19 protein-coding genes are annotated in these 22,429 nt (G+C 44.4%); 12 read left to right on the top strand and 7 right to left on the bottom strand.

The window, feature by feature from the left end; all coding sequences use genetic code 11:
• Positions 1-29 precede the first annotated feature (29 nt).
• From GO620_RS05445 to GO620_RS05435, 3 genes are all read right to left on the bottom strand, one after another.
• A complete protein-coding gene (locus GO620_RS05445; RefSeq protein WP_244139466.1) occupies positions 30-1,529 on the bottom strand; it encodes an OmpA family protein in 1,500 nt (499 codons plus the stop codon).
• A 141-nt stretch (positions 1,530-1,670) separates the two neighbouring features.
• Positions 1,671-2,849, bottom strand: coding sequence for a trans-sulfuration enzyme family protein (locus GO620_RS05440; protein ID WP_157526599.1), 1,179 nt, complete (start codon positions 2,847-2,849; stop codon positions 1,671-1,673).
• Between the two features lie 14 nt (positions 2,850-2,863).
• Positions 2,864-3,301, bottom strand: coding sequence for an OsmC family protein (locus GO620_RS05435; protein WP_157526600.1), 438 nt, complete (start codon positions 3,299-3,301; stop codon positions 2,864-2,866).
• 124 nt (positions 3,302-3,425) lie between these two features.
• Between GO620_RS05435 and GO620_RS05430 the strand changes: the two genes are divergently transcribed.
• The 7 genes from GO620_RS05430 (at position 3,426) to GO620_RS17360 (ending at position 14,870) form a co-directional block, all read left to right on the top strand.
• Positions 3,426-3,905 carry a GNAT family N-acetyltransferase gene (locus tag GO620_RS05430; RefSeq protein WP_157526601.1) on the top strand — a complete coding sequence of 160 codons (480 nt, stop codon included), beginning with the start codon at positions 3,426-3,428 and terminating at the stop codon, positions 3,903-3,905.
• 21 nt (positions 3,906-3,926) lie between these two features.
• Positions 3,927-5,165 carry a nucleoside recognition domain-containing protein gene (locus tag GO620_RS05425; RefSeq protein ID WP_157526602.1) on the top strand — a complete coding sequence of 413 codons (1,239 nt, stop codon included), beginning with the start codon at positions 3,927-3,929 and terminating at the stop codon, positions 5,163-5,165.
• A 258-nt stretch (positions 5,166-5,423) separates the two neighbouring features.
• Positions 5,424-11,243: a PKD-like domain-containing protein gene (locus GO620_RS05420; RefSeq protein WP_157526603.1), complete on the top strand. Its 5,820-nt coding sequence runs from the start codon at positions 5,424-5,426 to the stop codon at positions 11,241-11,243.
• A 4-nt stretch (positions 11,244-11,247) separates the two neighbouring features.
• The gene (locus GO620_RS05415) at positions 11,248-12,273 is read left to right on the top strand and encodes a PorP/SprF family type IX secretion system membrane protein (RefSeq protein WP_157526604.1); all 1,026 of its coding nucleotides are present in this window, start codon (positions 11,248-11,250) and stop codon (positions 12,271-12,273) included.
• Positions 12,274-12,337: 64 nt separating this feature from the next.
• Positions 12,338-13,132: a glycosyltransferase family 2 protein gene (locus GO620_RS05410; RefSeq protein WP_157526605.1), complete on the top strand. Its 795-nt coding sequence runs from the start codon at positions 12,338-12,340 to the stop codon at positions 13,130-13,132.
• A 109-nt stretch (positions 13,133-13,241) separates the two neighbouring features.
• Positions 13,242-13,646 carry a response regulator transcription factor gene (locus GO620_RS05405; RefSeq protein WP_157526606.1) on the top strand — a complete coding sequence of 135 codons (405 nt, stop codon included), beginning with the start codon at positions 13,242-13,244 and terminating at the stop codon, positions 13,644-13,646.
• Positions 13,647-13,652: 6 nt separating this feature from the next.
• Complete coding sequence (locus tag GO620_RS17360; protein WP_157526607.1) at positions 13,653-14,870, top strand: sugar transferase; 1,218 nt, start codon at positions 13,653-13,655, stop codon at positions 14,868-14,870.
• A 4-nt stretch (positions 14,871-14,874) separates the two neighbouring features.
• Here GO620_RS17360 and GO620_RS05395 read toward each other — a convergent pair whose 3' ends face one another.
• The 3 genes from GO620_RS05395 to GO620_RS05385 are packed head-to-tail and all read right to left on the bottom strand — an operon-like array spanning position 14,875 to position 17,590.
• The gene (locus tag GO620_RS05395) at positions 14,875-15,498 is read right to left on the bottom strand and encodes an acyltransferase (protein ID WP_157526608.1); all 624 of its coding nucleotides are present in this window, start codon (positions 15,496-15,498) and stop codon (positions 14,875-14,877) included.
• Positions 15,499-15,500: 2 nt separating this feature from the next.
• Entirely contained in the window at positions 15,501-16,673 is a 1,173-nt protein-coding gene (locus tag GO620_RS05390; RefSeq protein ID WP_157526609.1) for a glycosyltransferase family 2 protein, read from the bottom strand.
• Positions 16,673-17,590 (bottom strand): glycosyltransferase family 2 protein, encoded by a 918-nt coding sequence (locus GO620_RS05385; protein WP_157526610.1) that lies wholly within the window; start codon positions 17,588-17,590, stop codon positions 16,673-16,675. Before GO620_RS05385 ends, GO620_RS05390 begins: the two co-directional genes overlap by 1 nt.
• A 65-nt stretch (positions 17,591-17,655) precedes the next feature.
• On the opposite strand from GO620_RS05385, the gene GO620_RS05380 reads away from it, so the two are divergent.
• Genes GO620_RS05380 through GO620_RS05365 form a run of 4 tightly spaced genes read left to right on the top strand, consistent with a single transcriptional unit; the run spans position 17,656 to position 20,212 of the window.
• A complete protein-coding gene (locus GO620_RS05380) occupies positions 17,656-18,228 on the top strand; it encodes a hypothetical protein (RefSeq protein ID WP_157526611.1) in 573 nt (190 codons plus the stop codon).
• Complete coding sequence (locus GO620_RS05375) at positions 18,207-19,349, top strand: PP2C family protein-serine/threonine phosphatase (protein ID WP_157526612.1); 1,143 nt, start codon at positions 18,207-18,209, stop codon at positions 19,347-19,349. Before GO620_RS05380 ends, GO620_RS05375 begins: the two co-directional genes overlap by 22 nt.
• A gap of 3 nt (positions 19,350-19,352) precedes the next feature.
• Positions 19,353-19,685, top strand: coding sequence for an STAS domain-containing protein (locus tag GO620_RS05370; RefSeq protein WP_157526613.1), 333 nt, complete (start codon positions 19,353-19,355; stop codon positions 19,683-19,685).
• A gap of 8 nt (positions 19,686-19,693) precedes the next feature.
• Positions 19,694-20,212 (top strand): ATP-binding protein, encoded by a 519-nt coding sequence (locus GO620_RS05365; RefSeq protein WP_157526614.1) that lies wholly within the window; start codon positions 19,694-19,696, stop codon positions 20,210-20,212.
• Here the strand turns inward: GO620_RS05365 and GO620_RS05360 are convergent.
• Positions 20,202-21,548, bottom strand: a complete 1,347-nt coding sequence (locus tag GO620_RS05360) for a lipopolysaccharide biosynthesis protein (protein ID WP_157526615.1) — start codon at positions 21,546-21,548, stop codon at positions 20,202-20,204. The genes GO620_RS05365 and GO620_RS05360 overlap by 11 nt on opposite strands.
• An 85-nt stretch (positions 21,549-21,633) precedes the next feature.
• On the opposite strand from GO620_RS05360, the gene GO620_RS05355 reads away from it, so the two are divergent.
• Positions 21,634-22,419 carry a glycosyltransferase gene (locus GO620_RS05355; RefSeq protein WP_157526616.1) on the top strand — a complete coding sequence of 262 codons (786 nt, stop codon included), beginning with the start codon at positions 21,634-21,636 and terminating at the stop codon, positions 22,417-22,419.
• The last annotated feature ends 10 nt before the right edge of the window (positions 22,420-22,429 follow it).

The following is a 22,429-nucleotide window of genomic DNA, read 5'->3' as shown; positions in this document are numbered from 1 at the left end:
GCTTTTTTATTTTCACGTGTTGTTCGCTATTAATATAAAGTGAACTCTACACGGCGGTTTTTAGCACGACCTGCTGCTGTTTTGTTTGAAGCAATTGGTTGTGATTCTCCATAACCTGTAGCCTCAATTTTAGATGCGTTAACACCTTTGCTTACCAGGTAATTTTTGATAGACTCTGCACGTGCTTTTGACAGGATCAGGTTAGCTTTATCAGAACCAACTGCATCTGTATGGCCTGCAAGTTTCATGCTGAAACCTTTAGCATTTAACAGATCAGCAACCCTGTCTAAACGTGGTAATGAACGTGGTTTGATGCTTGATTTACCAAAGTCAAATTCAACGTTGCGGATCGCTTCGCCAACCAATCTCTTATCTTCGTCTGTAACAACTACCACAGTTCTTGCAGGTGCCAGAGGGCAACCAGAACCGTCTACTTTAGTACCGGCAGGTGTGTTAGGGCATTTATCATTAATGTCTAATACACCGTCACCGTCGCTATCAGCAGTTAAGCGTGAAACTTGCGCTGCCAATGCAGAAAGGTTTGAGTTAGTAGAATTCAGGTCATTACGCAGTTGGGCATTTTTTGCACGTTCTGCTTCTAACTGCTGTTGTAATTGTTGTTCCGCAGTTAAGTACTCAATGCGGATCGAGTTAACAGGGTTGTGAGAAGCCAGTTGGTTTTTCTTTCCACCGAAAGAGAATTCTAAACCCGCGTGTGCATACGAGAATTTGTCATTACGGCTGCCAACTGAATAACCATCAAAATTATCGCCGTCAACAAAGTTTACCTGGTAACCCAAGTCTAAGTTGATAGCCGGAGATAAATTGAATTTCAAACCTAAACCAACCGGAATGTAAGCAGCTTTAACGCTTGAATTGTCGGCGTGGTAAGGTGTAGCAGTACCGCTTTGAGCTGCGCCTGAATATAAAGTTGGCGTAAAGCCCATTAAACCAAAACCTGCAGAAACATAAGGCTGGATAAAGTTATGGTGGTTCATATAGCTGATGTTAGCTAAAGTGAACTCGCCGGCGATATCAGCAGCATAGTCGATTTGCGTTTTGTAGCTCTGACGGATTGAAGTAATACCACCGGCAACGGGGCCCTGTCCTTCAACCTGGCCGCGGAAGAAGCTTAATTTTGCGCCAAAAGAATGCATCAATTGTTTTTTGATGTACGCGCCGTAACCAAACTGGCTTTGCGGTCCGTAATCATCACCCGGGCCTCTGAAAATAGTGTATGGAGTTAATAAACCACCGTTAACACCAATAGACCACGTGTTGTACGCGCTTGAAGGCGAAAATGGTTGTACATAATCGGCACGGTTCATTGAATCCAGTTGAGATGAACTCATGCTGGTTGTTGTGACGGTTTGTGCCATTAATTGTCCTCCTGTAAAAGTAGCGGCAACTAATAAAAGTGTTTTGTTAAAATTGATTTTCATGTTTTTGTTTTTAGTAACAGATGGCAGGTTTGTGCCTGCACCTACCCCAATAGCAATTGATGTGCCATTGGACAAAAACGTAAACACGTGATAGTTCTAAATTGTTTCACTTGTGTAACAAACTTGTTATCGTAGGTTTTTATAGACAGCAAAACGCATCAGAAATAATAAAGCCGACATCTGTGCAACTGCCAAAAATGTGGCTTAACGCTTTTTGTTTTATAATGCTTAGCCGGCTGCGGAGAGCGCTTGTTCGATGTCAGCAATGATATCTTCTACCTTTTCCAATCCGGCAGAAATACGGATAAGCCCCGGCGTAATACCCACCGCGGCACGCTCGTCGTCGGTTAATTTAGAATGAGTTGTACTTGCGGGGTGCGATGCAATGCTTCGGCTGTCGCCCAGATTTGCGGTTACAGAAAGCATTTGCAATGAGTCCAGAAACTTACGACCGGCAACAACACCACCTTTAATTTCGAAACACAATACACCGCCCCCATTAGTCATTTGTTTGGTTGCAATCTCATATTGCGGATGGCCTTTTAAAAACGGGTACTTAACCCAGGCGACATTTGGATTGTTCTGCAATGCTTCGGCAACCTGCAGTGCGTTTTTGCAATGGCGCTCCATGCGCACATCAAGCGTCTCGAGGCTTTTGCTTAACACCCACGCGTTAAACGGCGACATGGCCGGGCCAGTATTACGGCAAAACAAGTAAATATCTTTAATGAGATCGGCACGGCCCACAACCACACCGCCTAGTACCCTGCCTTGTCCGTCTATCCATTTGGTGGCAGAGTGTATTACCAGGTCGGCACCAAAATCTATAGGCTTTTGCAATAAAGGTGTAGCAAAGCAATTGTCAACGTTGTAGATCAAGCGGTGCTTTTTGGCAAAGTTGCCTGCCCACTCCAGGTCTATAACCTCTAATTGCGGGTTGGTAGGCGTTTCCAGGTAAAGCATTTTGGTGTTAGGCTGCACGGCGGCTTCCCAGGCAGCGCGATCATTAGCCGGCACTAATGTGCAGGTAATGCCATACCTCGGCAGGTATTTGGTTACAATGGTAAACGTGCTGCCAAAAACGGAGCTGCTGCAAAGTAAGTGGTCGCCTTGCTTTAACAAGGCAAAGAATGACGAGAAAATGGCGGACATACCTGTCGCCGTAGCGAAACCATCTTCGGCGCCCTCAAGAACACACATCTTTTTTACAAACTCATCAACATTTGGGTTGCTAAAGCGACTGTAAATATTTTCATCATTCTCGTCAGCAAAGGCCGCGCGCATAGCTTCAGCCTCGTCAAAAACAAAGCTGCTGGTGATATATAAAGGTGTAGAGTGCTCCTGCTGCGGGCTGCGCGGCGTTTGGATTCGCACCGCCTGGCTTACAGGATCTAATTGTTTAGACATAGTAATGGTAAAATTTATTTGGTAGCGTTTGTAGCATGTACAAACACCTTTGTTTTGATTTTAGTACCCGATTTTTGGAGCGTGGCAGCTACAGAACAATATTTGCTCATGGCAAGGTCGACGGCGCGGTGCGCTTTATCTTCGTCGACAGTGCCATATAAATGAAACTCAACTGTTATATCTTTCCACAGTGAAGGCTCTTTACCAGGCTCGCGGTCGCCACTGATAGTCATTTTGTAATCGTCAACCTTTTGGCGCTGTTTCTTTAAAATGCTGATCACGTCTATACCGGCACAACCGCCGAGGCCCATCAGCAACATTTGCATCGGACGGACACCATAGTCCCAGCCCCCCGATTCCGGACTGCTGTCCATACGTACGGTATGCCCGTTCTCGTCTTTGGCATCGAAACCAAAATCGCCTTTAACTCTCTTAAGCTGTATAGTTGCCATTGTACCGGTAGATTAGATTGTTGCGAATTTAAGAGATAATGTGTTTAACGTACTAAAAAAACTATCTTCAAAAAGTATTTGACTCATTTATGAGGAAAGTTAAGTACACCAATAAAGTTTCGATATGATTTTTAGAACTGCAGAGCTGAAAGATATTCAGCAGATGCAAATAGTAAGACACCTGGTTAAGGAGAATACCTTAAGCGACCCGGCATTGGTAACAGACAGCGACGTGGCGTATTACCTTACGATAAAAGGAAAAGGATGGGTATGTGAAGACCAGAGACAAGTGGTCGGTTTTTCGATAGTAGATGTAAAGGACAACTGTGTTTGGGCTTTATTTGTGAATCCGGAGTTTGCGCAAAAAGGCATCGGCAAGCAACTGCACCGACTTATGCTCGACTGGTATTTTACTGAAACTGCTACGGCCATCGTTCTTGGAACCGCGCCGAATACCCGTGCTGAGCGATTTTACAGTTTACAGGGCTGGCGCCATATCGGAAATTATCCAAACGGCGAAATCAAGCTTGAAATGACCAAAGAAAGCTGGTTACGACAACGCGATTTTTTAACACTTTGGCCTTCATCCGATAAAAACTATTAAATTAACTGCCCAATAGATTATATGGCGTTAAATTATATCTGGATAGCTTTTTTCGTAGTGGCGTTTTTCTTCGGACTTATACGCCTCGTTTTCTTCGGCGACACCGACATCTTTAAAATGATGGTTGAGGGTCTGTTCGATTCTACAAAAGCGTCTGTGATGGATTTTGCCTTACCGCTTGCAGGCACAATGGCTTTTTGGTTGGGCATTATGAATATTGGCGAAAAGGCTGGTGCCATTAATTTCCTGTCGCGCCTGGTTGGCCCGTTCTTTAATCGGCTGTTTCCGGAAGTGCCGAAGGACCACCCGGCTAACGGCGCTATGCTAATGAACTATTCGGCTAATTTGTTAGGGCTCGACAGTGCCGCTACACCTATGGGTATAAAAGCCATGGAAAGCCTGCAGGAGTTAAACCCGCAGAAAGAAACAGCCTCAAACGCGCAGATCATGTTTATGGTGCTCCACGCGTCGGGTCTAACTCTTTTGCCTGTTGGGGTAATCGCCCAGCGATTTATCTTAGGTGCTAAAGACCCAAGCGATATTTTTATTCCCATCATCATCGCTACGTATGTGTCGACAATGACAGGTCTCATCATTGTAGCCATTAAACAGCGCATCAACTTGTTCGACAGGGTGATTTTGCTTTGGCTGGGCACGCTTACTCTATTTATAGGCGGCGTGGTTTTCTATTTTACTGAATATTTGTCGAGGGAGCAGATCAGCCTGGTTTCCAAAGTATTCAGCAACGTTACCTTACTGGTTATCCCTACCCTGTTTGTATTAGGCGGACTGTATAAAAAGGTAAATGTTTTTGAGACCTTTATTGAAGGGGCCAAAGGCGGCTTCGAAACTTCGGTCCGTATTATCCCTTACCTGGTCGGGCTTTTGGCTGCCATTAGCCTGGTGCGCACCTGCGGAATTTTAGACGCTGTGGCCGATGGTTTCCGTTACCTGTTTCATTTCTTTTTACCCGACACCCGTTTTGTTGACGTGATACCCATTGTATTGGTACGGCCAATGAGCGGCGCGGCTGCTAAAGCTATGATGATATCCCTGATGAAAAGCAAGGGTGCAGACGGCTTTGTTGGGCATTTATCAAGCATTCTCTATGGGTCTTCTGATACTATATTTTATATCATTGCCCTCTATTTCGGTGCCATCGGTATCAAGAAAACCCGCTACGCTTTGCCGGCTAGTTTATTTGCCGACCTGGCCGGAGTAATCACCGCTATTCTTGTGGGCTACTTGTTCTTTGGTTAAATTTATTGCCAGCGTAACAATTTGAAGGATAGAACTTTCCGACTTGTAAAATAAAAGTAAAATTACTTCGTTTGGGTTAATATTTAGAGCAGAAAGTTTTACCTCACGGATAATAATTTTCATCTTTGTAGCAACCTAATTGAAGTAAAACTCGTATACGGTGATTAAGGCACCGGTACCTGTCACGATTATCAATACCCCGGTACAGTGGTGTCCCGGTTTTTTTAATTATTGATTAATTATACAGGTACGTTGCGAATGCTTAAGAGCTTTAGTTTAGCTTTTCTGTCTACAATTCTTATGCTGCTTTCATTAAGCAGCTATGCGCAGGTATCTATTACCGAGCTTGATCCGGGGCCTTATACACCGGGCTCTTCTATAGCAGTCAGGATTTCCCTTCCCACAGGCAGTTGTCTTGACAAATCGAATAAATTTACCTTATATCTTTCTGACGCGAATGGCAGTTTTGCCACGCAAACGGCAATAGGTACCAATAGCGGTCTTAACTTCAACGGCTCCTTTGCAACTTTTATAAACGCGGTGATCCCTGCGAGCACACCGGCTGGCATTGGTTATAAAGTTAGGGTTGTTACTTCAAGTCCGGCCAGTACGGGTACAGGGTCGGCCGCTTTCAGCATCATTCCGGGCGCCGCGGTTACCGCAGCGGCAAGCACAACGCCACAGTTAGCAACCTCGCCCGAACCGGTCTTTGGTAATTGTATCGGCCAGCCATCGTCATCGTTTTATTTTCTCTCCGGATCTACGAATGCCGTTACTACCTCGTTAAGGCTCATAAACGATAATACCGGCAATAATGAAGCTTATACCACTGACCTTGACGCGAATGGCTCTGTTACAGCCATAAGTACTACCGATTTTACTGTATTTGTAAAAGCTACTGGGGCGCTATCTGTTGGTACCAAGGCTTATGTACTTGTAAACAACGTAACTAAAGCTATTTTTGGCAGCCAGGCACAAGCCCCTGTCTGTCTGCAAACAGCTAATGGTGCTACTACTGCCGCCGCGTTATTTGTTACGGACATAAATTCTCTGCAAAGCAATTACCCGGGGATGCTTTACACCATCAATTGGGGCGACGGATCTTCAAACACTTACACTTTTTGTGATATAAAGGCACTTAACGGTAATTTTTCTCATAACTACAGCCAATCTTCCTGCGGAAAGGCAAACAATGCTTACAGCGTTAGCTTTGCGGCAACTTTACCTTTCTGTAATACTATAGCACCGATTGTAACATCACAGGCAGTTTTGGCTCCGCCTTCAAATAGCTTAACAGGCCCCAATAACGTTTGTACAGGCACGGCTGCAACCTGGAAAAATACGTCTTCGCCGGGGCAGTCTCAAAATGGCAGCGGCACTAACTGTACAGACGCGAGTGCCAGGTATTCATGGCTGGTAGACGGTGTTGTAAAGGTCTCAGGCACCGCGGCTGGCTCAAACTTTAGCTGGACATTTACTACCCACGGTAATCATACTATAGCCATACACTACGATAACTCTAACACGGCAAGCTGTACCCCGGCAGATAAAGTGATCAATGTTTGTGTGCAGGACGCCCCGGTTGCGAAATTTAACTTGTCTACAAATACGGTTTGTAACCCGGGCCCGGTCACTATTACAGACGCGTCAACTATAGATGCTGTTTGTAATAATAACTACACTTATAGCTATACCGTAACACCAAATACCGGGTTTGGCATGGGAGGTGGCACCACGTTAGCCAGCCACTCGCCTGTACTTAACTTCATAACGGCCGGTAAATATGTTGTTAAACTTCAGGTCACTCCGCCAACGGGCGCTACCTGCCCATCTAACGTATATGTAGATACCATTTATGTAAACGGCCCGCCGGTTGCGCAATTATCGCCTGATTTTTCTGTGTGCGGCACCAACAAAACTTTTTTGTTTGACGCTACCGCCGGAAGCAAAACGCAAACTACATTAACGGGAACATTTCAAACCTTACCAACTACCTACCAGTGGACGGTTACGGGCGGTGCATACGTGTATGACGCGGGTTCTGCAACAAGTAAATACCCAACCATAACCTTTAAAGATTTTGGTACTTACACCGTTTCTGTTACACAAACCAATGGCTGTAGTGTAAGCACATCGGCGCCTCAACATATTACCTTCCAAAACGCGCCAACAATAACAGCCACAGTCCCCATATTGCCGATATGCCCGGGAAGCGTTGCCACGGTTTCTGCGGCGCTTAGCAACTCGTCAACGGCGACAAATCCTCCGCAATGGACAACCAGCGGCACGGGTACGTTTTCGGATCCGCAAAGTTTCAACTCGTCTTATACACCATCAGCGGCTGATATTGCTGCAGGTTCGGTGATGTTGACCATCACTCAAAATACAACTCTGGTGGGCAGCTGCGCTACGGTGTCTGACTCTAAGCAACTCAAGATATTTCCCGTTAATACGATCACCAGCCCGGCTACGGCGAGTGTTTGTAACGGCAATCCTTTTAACTATAACATTACATCGTCAGTTACAGGCAGCACTTATACATGGACAGCAACAGGCTCTGTAAACGCGGCAGGCTTTGCTTCGACAGGTTCGGGTTCATCGATAACAGATCAGCTTTCATCAACCACACCTACAACTAACGCGACGGTAACCTATACCATTACGCCACATGCAAATGGTTGTGACGGTACGCCGTTTACATTGACCGTAACTATTGCTGCGGCACCATCGCTTACCGCGACACCTGCCAATACGACCCTATGTAGTAACAGTCCCGCCGGGATAAGTTTATCGTCAAACGTTGCCGCAGCTACCATGACATGGACGGCAACGGCAAGTGCGAGTACATTAACAGGTTTTACACAACACACCACGGCATCGCAAGAAACTCAGATAAGCGACGTGCTGGTCAACACCGGCACTGCGGCAGCAACGGTAACCTATACTATTGTTGTGCACAATGGAGATTGTATAAGCCAGCAAGTGGTTACGCTAACTGTACAACCTCAACTTACTATTACCGCTAATGCACCAACAAAGGTTTGCAGTGGTTCGCCAGCGGCTGTTGTACTAACCAGCAACTTAAATACAACTTTTTATACCTGGACGGCAACTGCATCTGCAGCTAATATCACCGGGTTTGTTTCCAACAGCACGCCGTCGGGTTCGGGGCAGATACAGGATGTATTGGTTAATAATGGCACCGCGCCCGGGACAGTTACTTATGTCATTACCCCTACCGCCAACGGTTGTACAGGTAACCAGATCACCAAGGTCATTACTATTTCCCCTATCCCAACACTCACTGCCACTGCTGCAAATCCCGGCGTCTGCAGTAATAATACTATAGCAATTAATCTGGCGTCGAATATACCGTCTGCTACCTATACATGGACCGTGACCGGCGCTACAGCTGATATTTCAGGTTACTCGCAACCAACAACCGGTGTCAGTACAAATACAATCGCTGACAGGTTAGTGAACAAAGGAACTGCGCCGGTGACAATAACTTATACGATTACTGCCCATAATGATGGCTGTGACAGCCAGCCGGTAACGGTTGATATTACTATCCAGCCCGAACTGCGCGTAACAGGATCTGCCCCGTCGTCAGTTTGTAGTGGTGACGTTTCTAATATCAATTTGAGCGCAAACCTTAGCGGCATAACTTATACCTGGACGGCAACCGCTTCAGATCCTTCACTATCAGGCTTCTCCGGTAACACTACGCCGACCACCACTGGCCAGATACAGCAATTGCTCATCAACAACGGCACAGCAGTAGCTTCTGTAACCTATGTGATCACCCCGCATGGTGTCAGCTGCGACGGCACACCGCTTACCTATATTATTGCTGTGGCGCCGCTCCCCAATATGACGGCGACACCGTTAACGCAGGTTATTTGTAATGGGTCTTCAACAGCTATAAACCTGACATCGAACCTAACGACCACAAAATATACCTGGACTGCAACGGCGTCGGCCAATACTATAAAAGGTTTCAGTAGCCAAAATACACCTGTCGCTACCACTTCTATACAACAGGTACTTACTAACACCGGTACCGCGCCGGCAACAGTTACTTATACCATAACATCCCTTAATGGCGCTACGGCTTACAATTGCACCGGTAATTCGGCCACAGTAACAGTGACCGTGCAACCAGCAACAGTGCCGGCAAACGCAGGCGCCGATGAGCGCATTTGCGGACAAACCAGCTATAAGTTAAAGGGTAACGATCTGGGCGAAGGAGCTACAGGGTTGTGGACAGTGACATCGGGCCAGACAGGGGTTTCTTTTGCCGATGCAACCGCTTACAACACAACAGCAAATGGCCTGGTACCCGGCCAGACATACACCTTCCGCTGGACATCAAAAGGTGCGGTGCCCTGCGCGGATAGTTTTGATGAGGTAGTTATAGAGGACCAGGTTACAGATATCAAAGCAGCGTTTACCACTGACCATAACGTTGGCTGCAACAAATTAGAGGTAACGTTTACCAACACAACTACTCCTGAAACTGGTGTGAAATATTTGTGGAATTTCGGCAATGGCGTTACCTCTACACTTAAAGCACCGCCCGCGCAAACGTATATTACCCAAAGCAACGGCAAAGATTCAGTATATACTGTTACCTTAAAAGTAAGCAATGACTGCGCGGTAAATACATACACGCAGGTTATTACTGTCAAACCGTCTAAAATCATTGCGGCTATTAGCCCAGATAAAACGCTTACCTGTGCACCATTCACCCTTAATGTTGAAAACCTTTCGCCGGGTACAAACCAGACTTATACGTTTTTCCTGACAGATGCTGCCGGCACTTTGCTTAATAAACTAGTTAAAACTGATAAGACAGACGCCCAGTTTGCTATACCGAAACCTGGTAATTACAAAGTATACATGGTGGCGCAAAGCGAATGCGGCACTGCGCTGACGCCAACATTTACAATAACTGCTACTGCTGATAACGCGTTCCCACGGCTACTGGTTAATGGCACCGAGGGTACAGGTTGCGTGCCGCTCACAGTTACTTTTCATAATAATAGTACAGGTGTAACAGGTTACAGGTATGATTGGGGCGATGGTACAAGTAATCTGGTAACTACCAGCAGCGGCGTTGTAACACACACTTTTACAAAAGGTGGTACTTACGCTGTGGTACTGCATGCATCTAACGGTTGTACAGCCGATGCAGCTGCCGCTCCTATCACTATCAATGTTTTATATCAACCAACTGTAGCGTTTACGCCTGATATTGCTACAGGGTGTAAAAGCCTGAAAGTTCATTTCAGAAACGCGACCACAGACCCAAGCACAAGCGAGTTGCAGGATCTTAAATATGACTGGGACTTTGGTGACGGCTCTCCGCATTCGTCAGAAATCAACCCAACGCACGTCTATGATTATAAGCATTCGCCATATACCGTTACGCTTACTGCCACAAATGCCACGGGCTGCCCTGCAACGCTAAGTAAAGAACAACTCATCGTAGTACACTCATCGGCCATTACAGATTTTGTGGCCAGGCCGGATAGCGTGATCAATATTCCTGATTATCATTTCGCTTTTAATGATCTGTCAACCGGCGATCCGGTAAGCTGGAAATGGAATTTCGGCGACGGCTCGACCTCAACCCAGCGCAACCCTGAGCATACCTATGCTGACACCGGCCTTTATAAGGTTACACTTACTGCCAGCAATATTTACTGCGACAGTACTAAAGTGCATTACGTGCGGATAACCGGTGTACCTGGACAAGTTTACCTGCCTAATGCGTTTATGCCGAACAGCATCCATGAAGACCTGCGCACATTTAACATTAAAGGATCGGGCTTAAAGGCATGGCGGTTGCAAATATTTAACAATTACGGACAATTACTTTGGGAAACAACAAAACTGGACGAGAAAGGCCGCCCTACCGAATCGTGGGATGGCACATTTAATGGACAGCCGTTACCTCAGGGTGTATATGTATGGCAGGCAACCGGAACCTTTATAAACGGTAACGAATGGAAGGGTATGTCTTATAACGGCTCGCCGCCTAAACATACCGGTGTTATACATTTATTAAAGTAGATAGATGAAAAGATATTTATTAACGATAGCATTTTTCCTGGTGACGTTTTACGCATCGGCGCAGGATCATATGTATTCGCAGTTTTTTAATATGCCGGTATACCTTAACCCTGCGCTTACCGGGCAGTTTGAGGGCGACCTGCGCATGAATGCCATCTACCGTAACCAATGGTCAAATATTGGCGCGGGATTCAACTATTATTCGGCTTCGATAGACTACAAAGTGCCCCAATTTGGCGGAGGTATAGGGCTTATCTTTAACCGCGGGACTGAAGGTACAGCGTATCTCACTAAGAATAATGTTGCAGCCACGTACTCTTACAGTGTGGGTTCCGAAGATTACGTCTTATCATTTGGCTTACAGGCAGGTTTGACTAACCGGGTGATAGATTTTAGCAAACTGGTATTTAATGACCAGATAGACGCGCGTACCGGATACATGCCCGGGTCGGTGTCTGCAGCGGAAGCGCCACTATATGGCAACCGCATGTTCTTTGACGCCGGGGCAGGTGTAAATTTTGTCTCGGGTGATTTTATGATCGGTACCGCATTGCAGCACCTTAACCGCCCGGACGAATCTTTTAGCGGGGTAGTATCACGTTTACCTATACGTACTACCGCCCATGTGAGTTACCTGTTTAATCTGTCGCGGGGCGATGTAGATGTCGACGAGCGTTCATCTGTGGTTCCTTCTGTTGTGTATTATAAGGAGGCGACCTCTAATTCGATAAACGTGGGCATGCAATATAAAAGGCGTGGTGTAAACGCGGGCGTTTGGTACCGCAAAAGTTCTGGCTATGACGGGCCGAGCGCTTTAGTGTTATCTTTTATATTTGATCTGTACATCAACAGAGATGGCGGCGAGAAACTGCGTTTTGGTATCAGCCATGATGCAAGTACCACACGCCTCAACTATACAAATACGAGCGGTACAACAGAAGGCAGCATCGGCTATGAAACTACCTTAGGTAATAGGAATGACACTTGGGGTAAATTTCAGGGCGCCCGCCGTTGTTACGATTTCTATTAGAGGAACGTGCCCAATAAGTACCAATGTTTTGTTTTTCGTGGTGCTTTGCTAACTTGCACAGTAAATGAGGCCGGTACAAATTCCTGATTACTTAAACCGCTATATCAACGGGACGATTGACCCGGCTGAAGTGAAGGCAGCTTACCAGAAACTGCGCAAAAGCGGCACACCAGAGGTTACTATTTCTATCCCCGCTTATAACGAAGAGCAAACTATTGTGCAAACGCTTTGCTCGCTGGCAACGAATATAACAAACCGCAGTGTAGAGATCATTGTGGTTAATAACAATTCTAAAGACAAAACAGAGGAATTAGTTAACGCTTGTGGTGTTACCTGCGTGCGCGAGTTAACACAAGGCATTACTGTATCCCGCAACACCGGCCTGGCCAACGCTACAGGTAAATATATCCTTAACGCTGATGGCGATACGGTTTATCCCAAGTATTGGATAGAGGAAATGATAAAGCCGTTGGCCGATAGCGATAAATATGCCATCACCTACGGCAGGTTTTCTTTTATCCCGATTGGCAACACCGGCAGGTTTACCTATTTCTTCTATGAATATATTGCAGACCTGACAAGGGTTTATAATACACTCTTTAAAACAGAAGCTGTAAATGTTTACGGTTTTAATTCGGGCTTTCGCCGCGAACATGGTTTGCAGGTAGATGGTTTTAACCACCCGCCGGGAACTAACGAAGATGGATGGCTTGCCTTAAAGTTAAAAAACAAAGGTTTTGGGAAACTATATAAAGTGACCAGCAAAAGGGCTATTGTATGGACTACCGACCGCAGGATACAAATAGACGGCGGTTTGGGTAAAGCGGTGTGGAAAAGGCTGAAAAGAATTTTCAGTTAATGTGTGAAAGAAATTTTCGCACGTTAAAACAATTTGATATAATTACGTAATATATTAAACTATCATTGATCAGCATTAAGCGCCCTGCCGCTTACTTGGTAATGTTTTTATGAGTCTACCGGAAACCGAACGTACACGGATATTAGCTGTTGAAGACGATGCGTACATGCAGCTCATTATAAAGAAATTTTTAAGCAAGAACTACGACGTCGAGATTTGCCCTACTGCTATGGACGCGCTGTCATACGTGCAGAACGGCAACATCCCCGACCTTATTATATCCGATTTAAATACGCCTAATTTATCAGGCCTTGAACTGATAGCGCAGTTGCGTGCAAGCGACTTTTTTAAGTCTATCCCAATCATCATCCTTTCAGGCGAAGATAGCTCAGAGATGCGCATTAAATGCCTGGACAGCGGCGCAGACGATTTTGTTGTGAAGCCATTTAACCCTGCCGAAGTAGAAGCGCGCATAAGGGCCTTATTACGACGTATCGGAAAACTAAGTTTCTAATATTGTATGACCGACATTAAAGCAGCTGCGCCGGGGATCGAAGAAACAATTGCGGTAATACATGCATCTGAAGAAGTAGTGCTGATGTTAAGCACCTGCGATTTTGGCGGGCGCGCTTTGGTTGGCTTTAATAATGGTGTTGAATTGGTGAGCAGTTGGGAAAACAAAAGGCTGAATATCGTTGCCATTATATCGCAAAGCGAAATACTTGCCCCATCGGGTATTACACTACAAGAAGGCTTAAAAAACAAAGGATTGCCTAATGTTCCTTTCTTTTTGATATGCTCTCAGTTAAATGATAATCTACGCCGCTTAGCCTTAAACGCCGGTATAGGTGATGCCTTCAGACTACCGATCAAGATCAACAAACTTGAACTGCGGATTAATTTCCTGATCGCTAACTGGAAGGCTGTTAAAACACTGGACCATGATAAAGTAACAGAGCAATATACCATTCCAACAGGTAAACGCATTTTCGACGTCTTCTTTTCGGGATTGGCATTACTGATGCTGTCACCTGTTTTCCTAATCGTTTATATCCTCATCAGGTTAGAATCCCGCGGGCCTGCATTTTATTATTCGCTGCGTGTTGGTTCGGGATACCGTGTATTTAAATTTTACAAATTTAGGTCGATGTTTGTAAACGCGGATCAGCGGTTAAAAGACCTTACCCATTTAAACCAATATAATGCGAACGCGCCGCAGGGTGCCACCCCACGTGCAAATGGTGCAAATACCATTACGCAGGTATTGTGTAACGACTGTTTGTCTGCCGGAAAATGCCAGTTCCCGATTTATACCGACAAAAACACGTGGTGCGAAAAAGACTACATGTCTAACAAGAAAACTGCAGGCGGTTCGGCTTTCTTTAAGTTGAAGAATGATCCACGTATTACCCGTATAGGTAACTTTATCCGTAATACAAGTATTGATGAATTACCACAACTGTGGAATGTATTCATTGGTGACATGAGCATTGTGGGCAACCGCCCTTTACCGTTATACGAAGCTGAAAAGTTAACTACGGATAAGTATGCTATGCGCTTTAATGCGCCTGCAGGTATTACAGGTTTGTGGCAGGTGGAGAAACGTGGTAAAGGCGAAATGAGCGAAGAAGAACGTCTGATGCTTGACAACGTCTACGCAAAGAACCACAGCCTTAAGAATGATTTGCGCCTTATCTTTAAAACGATCCCTGCGCTATTGCAAAAGGAAAACGTTTAGAGAATTATTCCGCTTTCGGCTTCTCCCATTGCTGAGTTTCAAAGTTATATTGCCGGATTAGTTTAGCCGGGTTACCCGCGACAACGCTGTAAGGGGGTACGCTTTTGGTTACTATAGCTCCGCCGGCGACGACACTGTGCTTGCCAATTGTGACCCCCGCAGTTATCACCGAGTTTGCTGCTATCCAGCAATCATCTTCAATGGTAATTTGACTTGTTAATATTTTTTGTTGATTGATAGGCACGTCTACATCCCTATACTCGTGGTTTAAAGCACTGGCTACCACGTTTTGAGCAAAGATCACGTTGTTACCCACTTTTACAGGGCCAATGACGACATTGCCCATTCCAATGAGGCTGTTGTCTCCGATAAAAAGGTCGCCTACGCCGTTATTAATGGTACAGAAATCTTCTATGGTAGAGTTTTCGCCTAACTCGAACTTATTGAAAGGCAAAACATCCAAACGTGTACGACGCCTTATTTTAGATCCCTTACCCCTTTTGTGTACAAATGGATTAACAAACCATTGTACCCAAAGTCGCGGCCGCGCCTCGCCCTTGGCTATTAACAAGCGGTGCACAAAGGCTTTTAGCGCCGGGTTATTTTTGATCTTATCTTTTAATGACATGGTTATTTTCGTTTAGCCTTTTCCCAAACAGCACTTTGCTTGCCCGAGAAATAACGGAATATCCCTCGGATAACCGCGTAATTCATCATACAGAAATAGTAGGGAATGAATAATATCTTCACTTTTATTTGCCTTGCGGCCAGCAGCCAACCCAAAATTGACATACAATAGAAAAGTATTTGCGCTATCATCAGCACATCATAAACGGTGTTGTCGTATCCGCTGGCTACGATCAATGCGTTGAGTAGGAAGGCAAGGATCATCAAAAAAGGAACAACTGTCCATCTTAAGACGCGGTGACTTACATATTGAAAGGTAAGCACCGGCATATGGAAGGGGTTTAGCAATTGCTTAAGCCAAATGATTGACTGCATACCCCCCGCTGCGATCCTTATTTTGCGCTTTAATTCTTCACGTACGCTTTCAGATCCATTTTCTGTAGCGTAAGCCTCGGGCTCGTAAGCAACACGGTAACCATCTGCGGCCACCCACATCGACGTCATAAAATCTTCTATTATGCTTGTCGGCGGCACCTCCCGGTAAAGATTTATGCGCAGACTAAACAGCTCACCCGCAGCGCCAACAACCGAGTACAATTCAAAATCCCACGTCTTTAACTTCGACTCATATTTCCAGTAGAAACCTTCGCCAGCAGTCGCGTCGGCAGATTCATCGATGTGAACACGCTTCTCTCCTGCTACTGCTCCAATCTTCGGGTCCGCGTAATGACGGCAGATTTTTTTTATTGCATCAACATTTAAAAAGGTGTTAGCATCAGTAAAGACAACAACGTCGGTACCTAAGGTATGCATCACGCGGTGGACAGCTGCCAATTTACCTTTACGCTCGTCGCGATGCTCTAAACGTATTTGCGGATAGGCGGCAACCAACTCCGGGGTGCGGTCTGTCGAGCCGTCGGTGATGAAGATAATATCCAGTTTGCCATGCGGGTAATCCAGCTCAAGCGTGTTTTGTATCTTCTCTACAATAAATGCCTCCTCATTATAAGCCGCGATGATGAGCGTACAGGTTGGATAATCGGCATAGTTAACCTCAGGTGGCAACTGCTTGCCTTTAATAGCGCGTTTAATCTTTATAATAATAAAAAGTAAAATGCCGTATCCAAAAAAGGCATAAAAAACAATGAAGAGACTAAGCCAAAGTGTAAATTTCATTATCGGGCGATGGGATAACCAAGATTAGAACTGTTAGTGCTGTTAGTAACATTCCACCACATGGCTTTAAACAATAGCGAAGTAAATCCTTTTTGCTTTGCCTTTATATAGTTAAGAATATTACGTGGAGCTACGACCAGCGTAAAATAGAAATAAAAAAAGATCCGTGCTAAAAGTGGAGCATTCCGGCGTATGAACAATATGCGGTTGCGATTCATAAAATATTCTTTCAACCCGCTGGCGCGCCCAACAGAGACCGACTCTTTATGATATATCACTGCCTGCGGTACAAACCAGATATCATAGCCGGCACGCGCTATCCTATCGCACCAGTCCATCTCCTCATAATATAAAAAGAAATTTTCGGCCATTAATCCTGCCTTTTCAACCGCCTCGCGCCGGGCCATCATGGCGGCGCCATGGGCATATCCAGTTGGGCCTAACCTATCATCATACTGCCCGTCATCTTTCTTAAACTTCCCGATGGTCTCATTACGGCAGGTATAGTAGTTCATCGGTGTAAAACCCGCGTATTGCAAGGTATCCGGCTTGTCATAGTATAATATTTTAGGTGATGCCATGCCTATGGAATCGTCACCGTCCATTACTTCTACCAGCGACTGGACAAGACCCGGAGTAAATTCAGTATCGTTATTTACGAAGAATAAATAATCGCCTTTAGCAGCGTTCACGCCTACATTGTTGCCTCCCGCAAACCCCAGGTTGATGTCAGACCTTATGAATTTAATATCAGGATATTGCTGCTGCCATTGAGGTACAGGGTTATCCTTACTGCCGTTGTCTACAACGATGATCTCGACATCTGTATATGTATTTGTTACATTGATAGAGGCCAAAAGCTGCTCAGTAATGTAACTTTGGTTGAAGTTTACCGTAATAATAGATACCGGTTTCATCTATAAAATTTGAACTAAAATAGCATTAAACTGGTTAACTTAACCCTTGAAATTATTGATACCCGTTGGATAACAAAAAAACTATTGCCAAAGAGGTTTCAGACCTGCAGCAAATAGACGAACGGCAAACCAGTATTGAACAAAAGCTTGATGAGCTATTGATCTTGCTTGCCGAGAGCCAGCTTGATAGTGATTCTGTAAAAACATTTCAGGACCGTTTCAATAATGCTGTAGAATATACGGTAACCAACCGCGAACAGATCAAAGAATTCAAGAAGATCGATGGGATAAGCGATACATCATCGCGCGAAGAATTGCTCGATCAGTTTTCTGTTTTGTTGGTCAACAGCCGGTTTGATAGTAAGGTTTCTTCACGGTTTATCCGGCAGGAACGGATGTCGGCCATAGTTTTATTCTTGGTAGGCACAACCATGGTAACGCTTGGTTTTGCAATGATAGTGATGCCCGCACCGCCTTACTTCGAGATGTTTACCATTTATTATTTTAACCGCGACGACGGTGTTACCCTGATGGACTTAATATCCTTATGTATTATATTCGCAGGAGCGTATCTGATGATCAGGGCCTTTTACAAGAAAGTTATTAAAAGCAAAAAATGGCAGCCGATAAGGTTTTAAAAACAATTTTATTGGTTGATGATAATCTTCTTTTCCTGAAGATGATGCATCGTGCTTTCACTAAAGCCGGCTTTGACTGTGTCACTGCAGAATCTGCTAAAAACGCAATTGACATTTTGGCGAAAGAGATTCCGCAGGCTATTATCTCAGATTACCAAATGCCCGAGATGAATGGCCTTGAATTCAGGCAGTACTTGTTAGATCAGCCCGAATTAAAAGACATCCCTTTTCTATTTCTCACAGATTTCAATAACCATGATCTGGTCACTGCAGGTTTAAATCTTCAAGCTATTGATTACCTTATCAAAAGCACGCCTGTAGAAGTGGTGGTTGCTAAGGTTAATAACCTGGTAAACGCTGTAAGCAGCCAGAGAGAATTGTCTGAGTTGGAAATTAAGAAAGCGGTAGAAGCGCTAAACATCCGTTCGGTACCGCATAAAGCGCCTGAAGTGAACGGCTTTGAGATCAATTTTTGGCATCAATCATTTAAAGGGATTCCAGGAGGCGATTTTATAGATTTCATAGACGTTTCTGATGATTGCGCTGTAGCGGTCTTAGGCGACGTAATGGGTAAAAAATGGATGGCCTGGTTTTTAAGCTTTAGTTTTTTAAGCTACATCCGCTCGGCAGTTAGGTTTGGCGTATCTGAGCTTGGTTTTTCTGCAGCCGTAATCCTCCAAAAGATCAACAACATTGTCTATTCTGACGAAGCGCTAAAAGATATCCTTTCTAGCCTTTCATTGCTAATGATAGATCATAAAAAGAATACGGTTACTTACAGCGGCGCAGGAGATCTGCCCATAATGTTTTATAAAGCCGCCTCAAACTCTTTTCAGCAAATTAAAAGCTCGGGCTTGTTGCTCGGCCTGTTTAAAGACGGCGATTACAACGAGCATGCAATTGAAATGAACAAAGGCGATCAGCTTTTCATATTCACAGATGGCATAATCGATTACGCGCTGGAAAATTCTGCAAAAACAGATTATGCCTTGTTTGAATCTAAACTTAAAGAGATTACCACACCGGATAATAGTTTCAAAAAGCTTGAAACCTATTTAACGCAAAAACCTGCCGACAATCTGGTAGATGATTGCAGCATCATCCACATTTATAAAACCTAAAAAATGATAGACGTACTAAATAACCAAAACGACTACCTACTGGCCGACCTTAATTTAAAAGAGGCCAATATGTCAAACGCCGACGATTTTAAAGCCGAGGTAATAGACATCCTGAACCGGGAAAATAAAAAGTTGATATTGAGCATGCACAATGTGAACTATATCGACAGTACTTTTTTGGGTGCGATGGTGGCTGCGCTTAAACATGCTATTGGTAAAAAATTGGATATTATTTTAGTTGGATTGAACAAGGACATTTATGAGCTGATGGCGCTTATTCGCCTGGATAAGGTGTTTAAGATCTATGACAATTTTAATAGCGCTACCAGCAATTAAATTCTGATATGCCCGTCCAAAGATCCTACGAAATACATTTATTAGACCACGTTCCGCCTGCATTGCTCGAGGGAATGCTTACGTTTATAAAAGAGTCGATTCCGGTTGTAAAAGATGAAGCACATCTGCTATCGCGAAGCAAATTTATTCTTACTGAATTGGTTACCAATGCCATAAAACATGCCAACACCATGGTTAGCACGGTAACCGTTCGCTTAGATGCAAATTCTATAAGCTTTGTTAAGACAGACACCGGCGACAAGCTGGACGTACCGCAGATGAGTAGCGAATCTGTACCACATGGTAAGGTCATCACCACAGATATAATGCATACCCTGTATTCTGTGAATGAAAATGACCGAATTACATTTTATTGCCATGAGCACCCTGAGCCATCACTTGATGACGAGCATACTTATCCCGAGCACTTTGGTTTACTGATCATTACAAAGGCATCAGACGATTTTTACTATAGGTATGATCAAAGCAGCCAAACCAATATTTTCACGGTGACTATTAACTTCTAAACGGTGACTTACCCTGTGACACGTTTTTAACGAATAGTTTGGCTTCGTTAAAACCAACAACGTAAGTATCCCAGAACGAAAACTTCTGGTATTTGTTCATGTACCAATAACCTACAATCACTGCTATCAATACAGGGAATACGGTTGAGATAGCAATGCCATACACATTCTTAAACACAGCTACCCCGGCAAAATCAAATATGATATTGGCTGCCAGCATTATAAGTACCTTATAAAAATTCACCTGCGGGCGATGGATCACATCAAGTGACAAGGCGAAAAACCGGTCGGCCGGATATAATAGCGCAAACGTCATGAATAAACGGAAAACGTTAGCTGCTTCTGTATGCACGTATTTACCTCCGCCAATAAGTGAGATTGCAAAATCTGCAAATATCACGGCAAGAATTACAACCGGTATCAGTAACACGGTTAACATACCGGCGTATTTTTTCATGGTATAAATCAGCCAATTGCGATCATCAACATTGTAAGCTTCAGACAGCACAGGCATTCCCGAAGCAGCGAAGCTGCGCAGCGGAATTTCAACCAATTGCATAAGGCTTTGGCCCAGATTGTATATCGCTAAGGCTGCAGGCCCAAGCATAAAGTTAATTATGTACGCGTCAGACGTACCAAACATGTTTGAACTCAGCGTAGTGCCTACACTGTATTTGCCGAAATTGAAAATCTCCGCTACACCTTTGCGCGTGAATTTGAAAAGGGTACGGAACCTCGTCCACCGCATAACTAACGCGAAAGCACTGGTGATCGCCGCAGCGCCCATGTAACTAAACAATACGGTATGTAGTGAAAGCTTGCGCATCACGATGAGTGTGATGATAAAACTTATATAAAGCCCCTGGTTACATATCCGCAGGTAAAGCAAGCGATCAAAACGCAACTCTCCCTGCACAACGCAGCTGGCAATAAACATAGGCAAAGTGCATATGTAAGTAACACCAAACCAATGGAAAAATAGCAGCAGGCCTTCATCTTTCACATAGTCAGACAATCCGATCGCAGGTATATTTAACAATAGTAAAACACCCGTTATGCCGATACCGATGGCCCACGTCGAGCCGGCTATTTCAATCTTACGGCGCTGCTCAGAACCGGCGTAAAATTTTATGAAAGCAGTGGTTAAAAAACCTGATCGTATGTTGTCGATCAGCAGTAAAGTAGATAGGAAGAAAACCCATTTACCTGCCTCTGCCTTATCAAGATACCGGTAGATGATAGCGGTAGTGATCATACCCAGCAGGGACATAACGCCGTTGCCCACAAGCGATAATAAATGTTTGTTTTTAATGATCTTAAGAACTTTTTGCCACATGGATCAGTGTAACAGGATATATAACGAGGATAACAAATTAAATAAATTTTCTGCGTTAAAGTATTAAATTAGAACGCATATAACGATGGCTATTTACAACTTTTCGCAGGTTACGCTGTTGATAACCCATTACAACAGAAGCAAGTCTTTAGAGCGGTTGCTCAATACCTTTAAGTCTCAAGGTTTTACATTTGGCGGCATTGTGGTATCTGATGATGGCAGCAAACCAGAGCATCTTGATGTGTTAAAACAGTTAGCTCGGCAATTCACCTTCAACCTGGTGACAACACCTAAAAATAAAGGTTTAGGTAATAACATCAACAAGGGACAGGATGCAGTTATCACTCCCTACACATTATACGTCCAGGAAGATTTTGAGCCTAAAGAAGGCTTTGCCGAACATTTTACGGATGCATTAAATTACATGGAAGCAGACGCAGGCTTAGACATCGCTCGTTTCTACGCTTACTTCGCCTATCCTTATTTAAAATCATATGGCAAAGGATTTTCTGAAATGATATTTAAAAAGTGGCTGGTATATGGCAACCACTTAAAATTTTACGTTTACAGTGACCACCCGCATTTACGCCGTAAAAGCTTTTTTGAAAAGTTTGGGCGGTACAAAGAGGGTATTAAAGGTGATCGTACAGAGTTTTTGATGGCAGCATCATTTATCAAGCATAAAGGACGTGGGCTGTTTTACAATGACTTTACGGGCCTGTTCTATCAGAAAAACTCCTCAGATGAGCCGAGTACAATGAACCGGGCAACCTGGCGCGAAAGTAAAAATCCGTTTGCATTAGCGGCCAGGTATATTTACCTGCGCTTTAAATTACTGAAATGGACGATCGAGGTCAAGTTATTAAAATAGGGCCGAAACA

It is taken from the genome of Mucilaginibacter ginkgonis, assembly GCF_009754905.2.
In the GTDB taxonomy this organism is placed as follows: domain Bacteria; phylum Bacteroidota; class Bacteroidia; order Sphingobacteriales; family Sphingobacteriaceae; genus Mucilaginibacter; species Mucilaginibacter ginkgonis.
The sequence above is the reverse complement of the archived record's forward strand: the minus strand, read 5'-3'. Positions and strand labels throughout refer to the sequence as shown.

What these genes read in the sequence shown, in the direction of transcription:
- GO620_RS05435 (WP_157526600.1), bottom strand. Translation starts at nt 3,301, where the DNA reads ATGGCAACTATACAGCTTAAGAGAGTTAAAGGCGATTTTGGTTTCGAT.
- GO620_RS05385 (WP_157526610.1), bottom strand. Translation starts at nt 17,590, where the DNA reads ATGAAACCGGTATCTATTATTACGGTAAACTTCAACCAAAGTTACATT.
- GO620_RS05355 (WP_157526616.1), top strand. Translation starts at nt 21,634, where the DNA reads ATGGCTATTTACAACTTTTCGCAGGTTACGCTGTTGATAACCCATTAC.
- GO620_RS05420 (WP_157526603.1), top strand. Translation starts at nt 5,424, where the DNA reads ATGCTTAAGAGCTTTAGTTTAGCTTTTCTGTCTACAATTCTTATGCTG.
- GO620_RS05395 (WP_157526608.1), bottom strand. Translation starts at nt 15,498, where the DNA reads ATGTCATTAAAAGATAAGATCAAAAATAACCCGGCGCTAAAAGCCTTT.
- GO620_RS05360 (WP_157526615.1), bottom strand. Translation starts at nt 21,548, where the DNA reads ATGTGGCAAAAAGTTCTTAAGATCATTAAAAACAAACATTTATTATCG.
- GO620_RS05370 (WP_157526613.1), top strand. Translation starts at nt 19,353, where the DNA reads ATGATAGACGTACTAAATAACCAAAACGACTACCTACTGGCCGACCTT.
- GO620_RS05405 (WP_157526606.1), top strand. Translation starts at nt 13,242, where the DNA reads ATGAGTCTACCGGAAACCGAACGTACACGGATATTAGCTGTTGAAGAC.
- GO620_RS05440 (WP_157526599.1), bottom strand. Translation starts at nt 2,849, where the DNA reads ATGTCTAAACAATTAGATCCTGTAAGCCAGGCGGTGCGAATCCAAACG.
- GO620_RS05390 (WP_157526609.1), bottom strand. Translation starts at nt 16,673, where the DNA reads ATGAAATTTACACTTTGGCTTAGTCTCTTCATTGTTTTTTATGCCTTT.
- GO620_RS05430 (WP_157526601.1), top strand. Translation starts at nt 3,426, where the DNA reads ATGATTTTTAGAACTGCAGAGCTGAAAGATATTCAGCAGATGCAAATA.
- GO620_RS05410 (WP_157526605.1), top strand. Translation starts at nt 12,338, where the DNA reads ATGAGGCCGGTACAAATTCCTGATTACTTAAACCGCTATATCAACGGG.
- GO620_RS05425 (WP_157526602.1), top strand. Translation starts at nt 3,927, where the DNA reads ATGGCGTTAAATTATATCTGGATAGCTTTTTTCGTAGTGGCGTTTTTC.
- GO620_RS05365 (WP_157526614.1), top strand. Translation starts at nt 19,694, where the DNA reads ATGCCCGTCCAAAGATCCTACGAAATACATTTATTAGACCACGTTCCG.
- GO620_RS05415 (WP_157526604.1), top strand. Translation starts at nt 11,248, where the DNA reads ATGAAAAGATATTTATTAACGATAGCATTTTTCCTGGTGACGTTTTAC.
- GO620_RS17360 (WP_157526607.1), top strand. Translation starts at nt 13,653, where the DNA reads ATGACCGACATTAAAGCAGCTGCGCCGGGGATCGAAGAAACAATTGCG.
- GO620_RS05375 (WP_157526612.1), top strand. Translation starts at nt 18,207, where the DNA reads ATGGCAGCCGATAAGGTTTTAAAAACAATTTTATTGGTTGATGATAAT.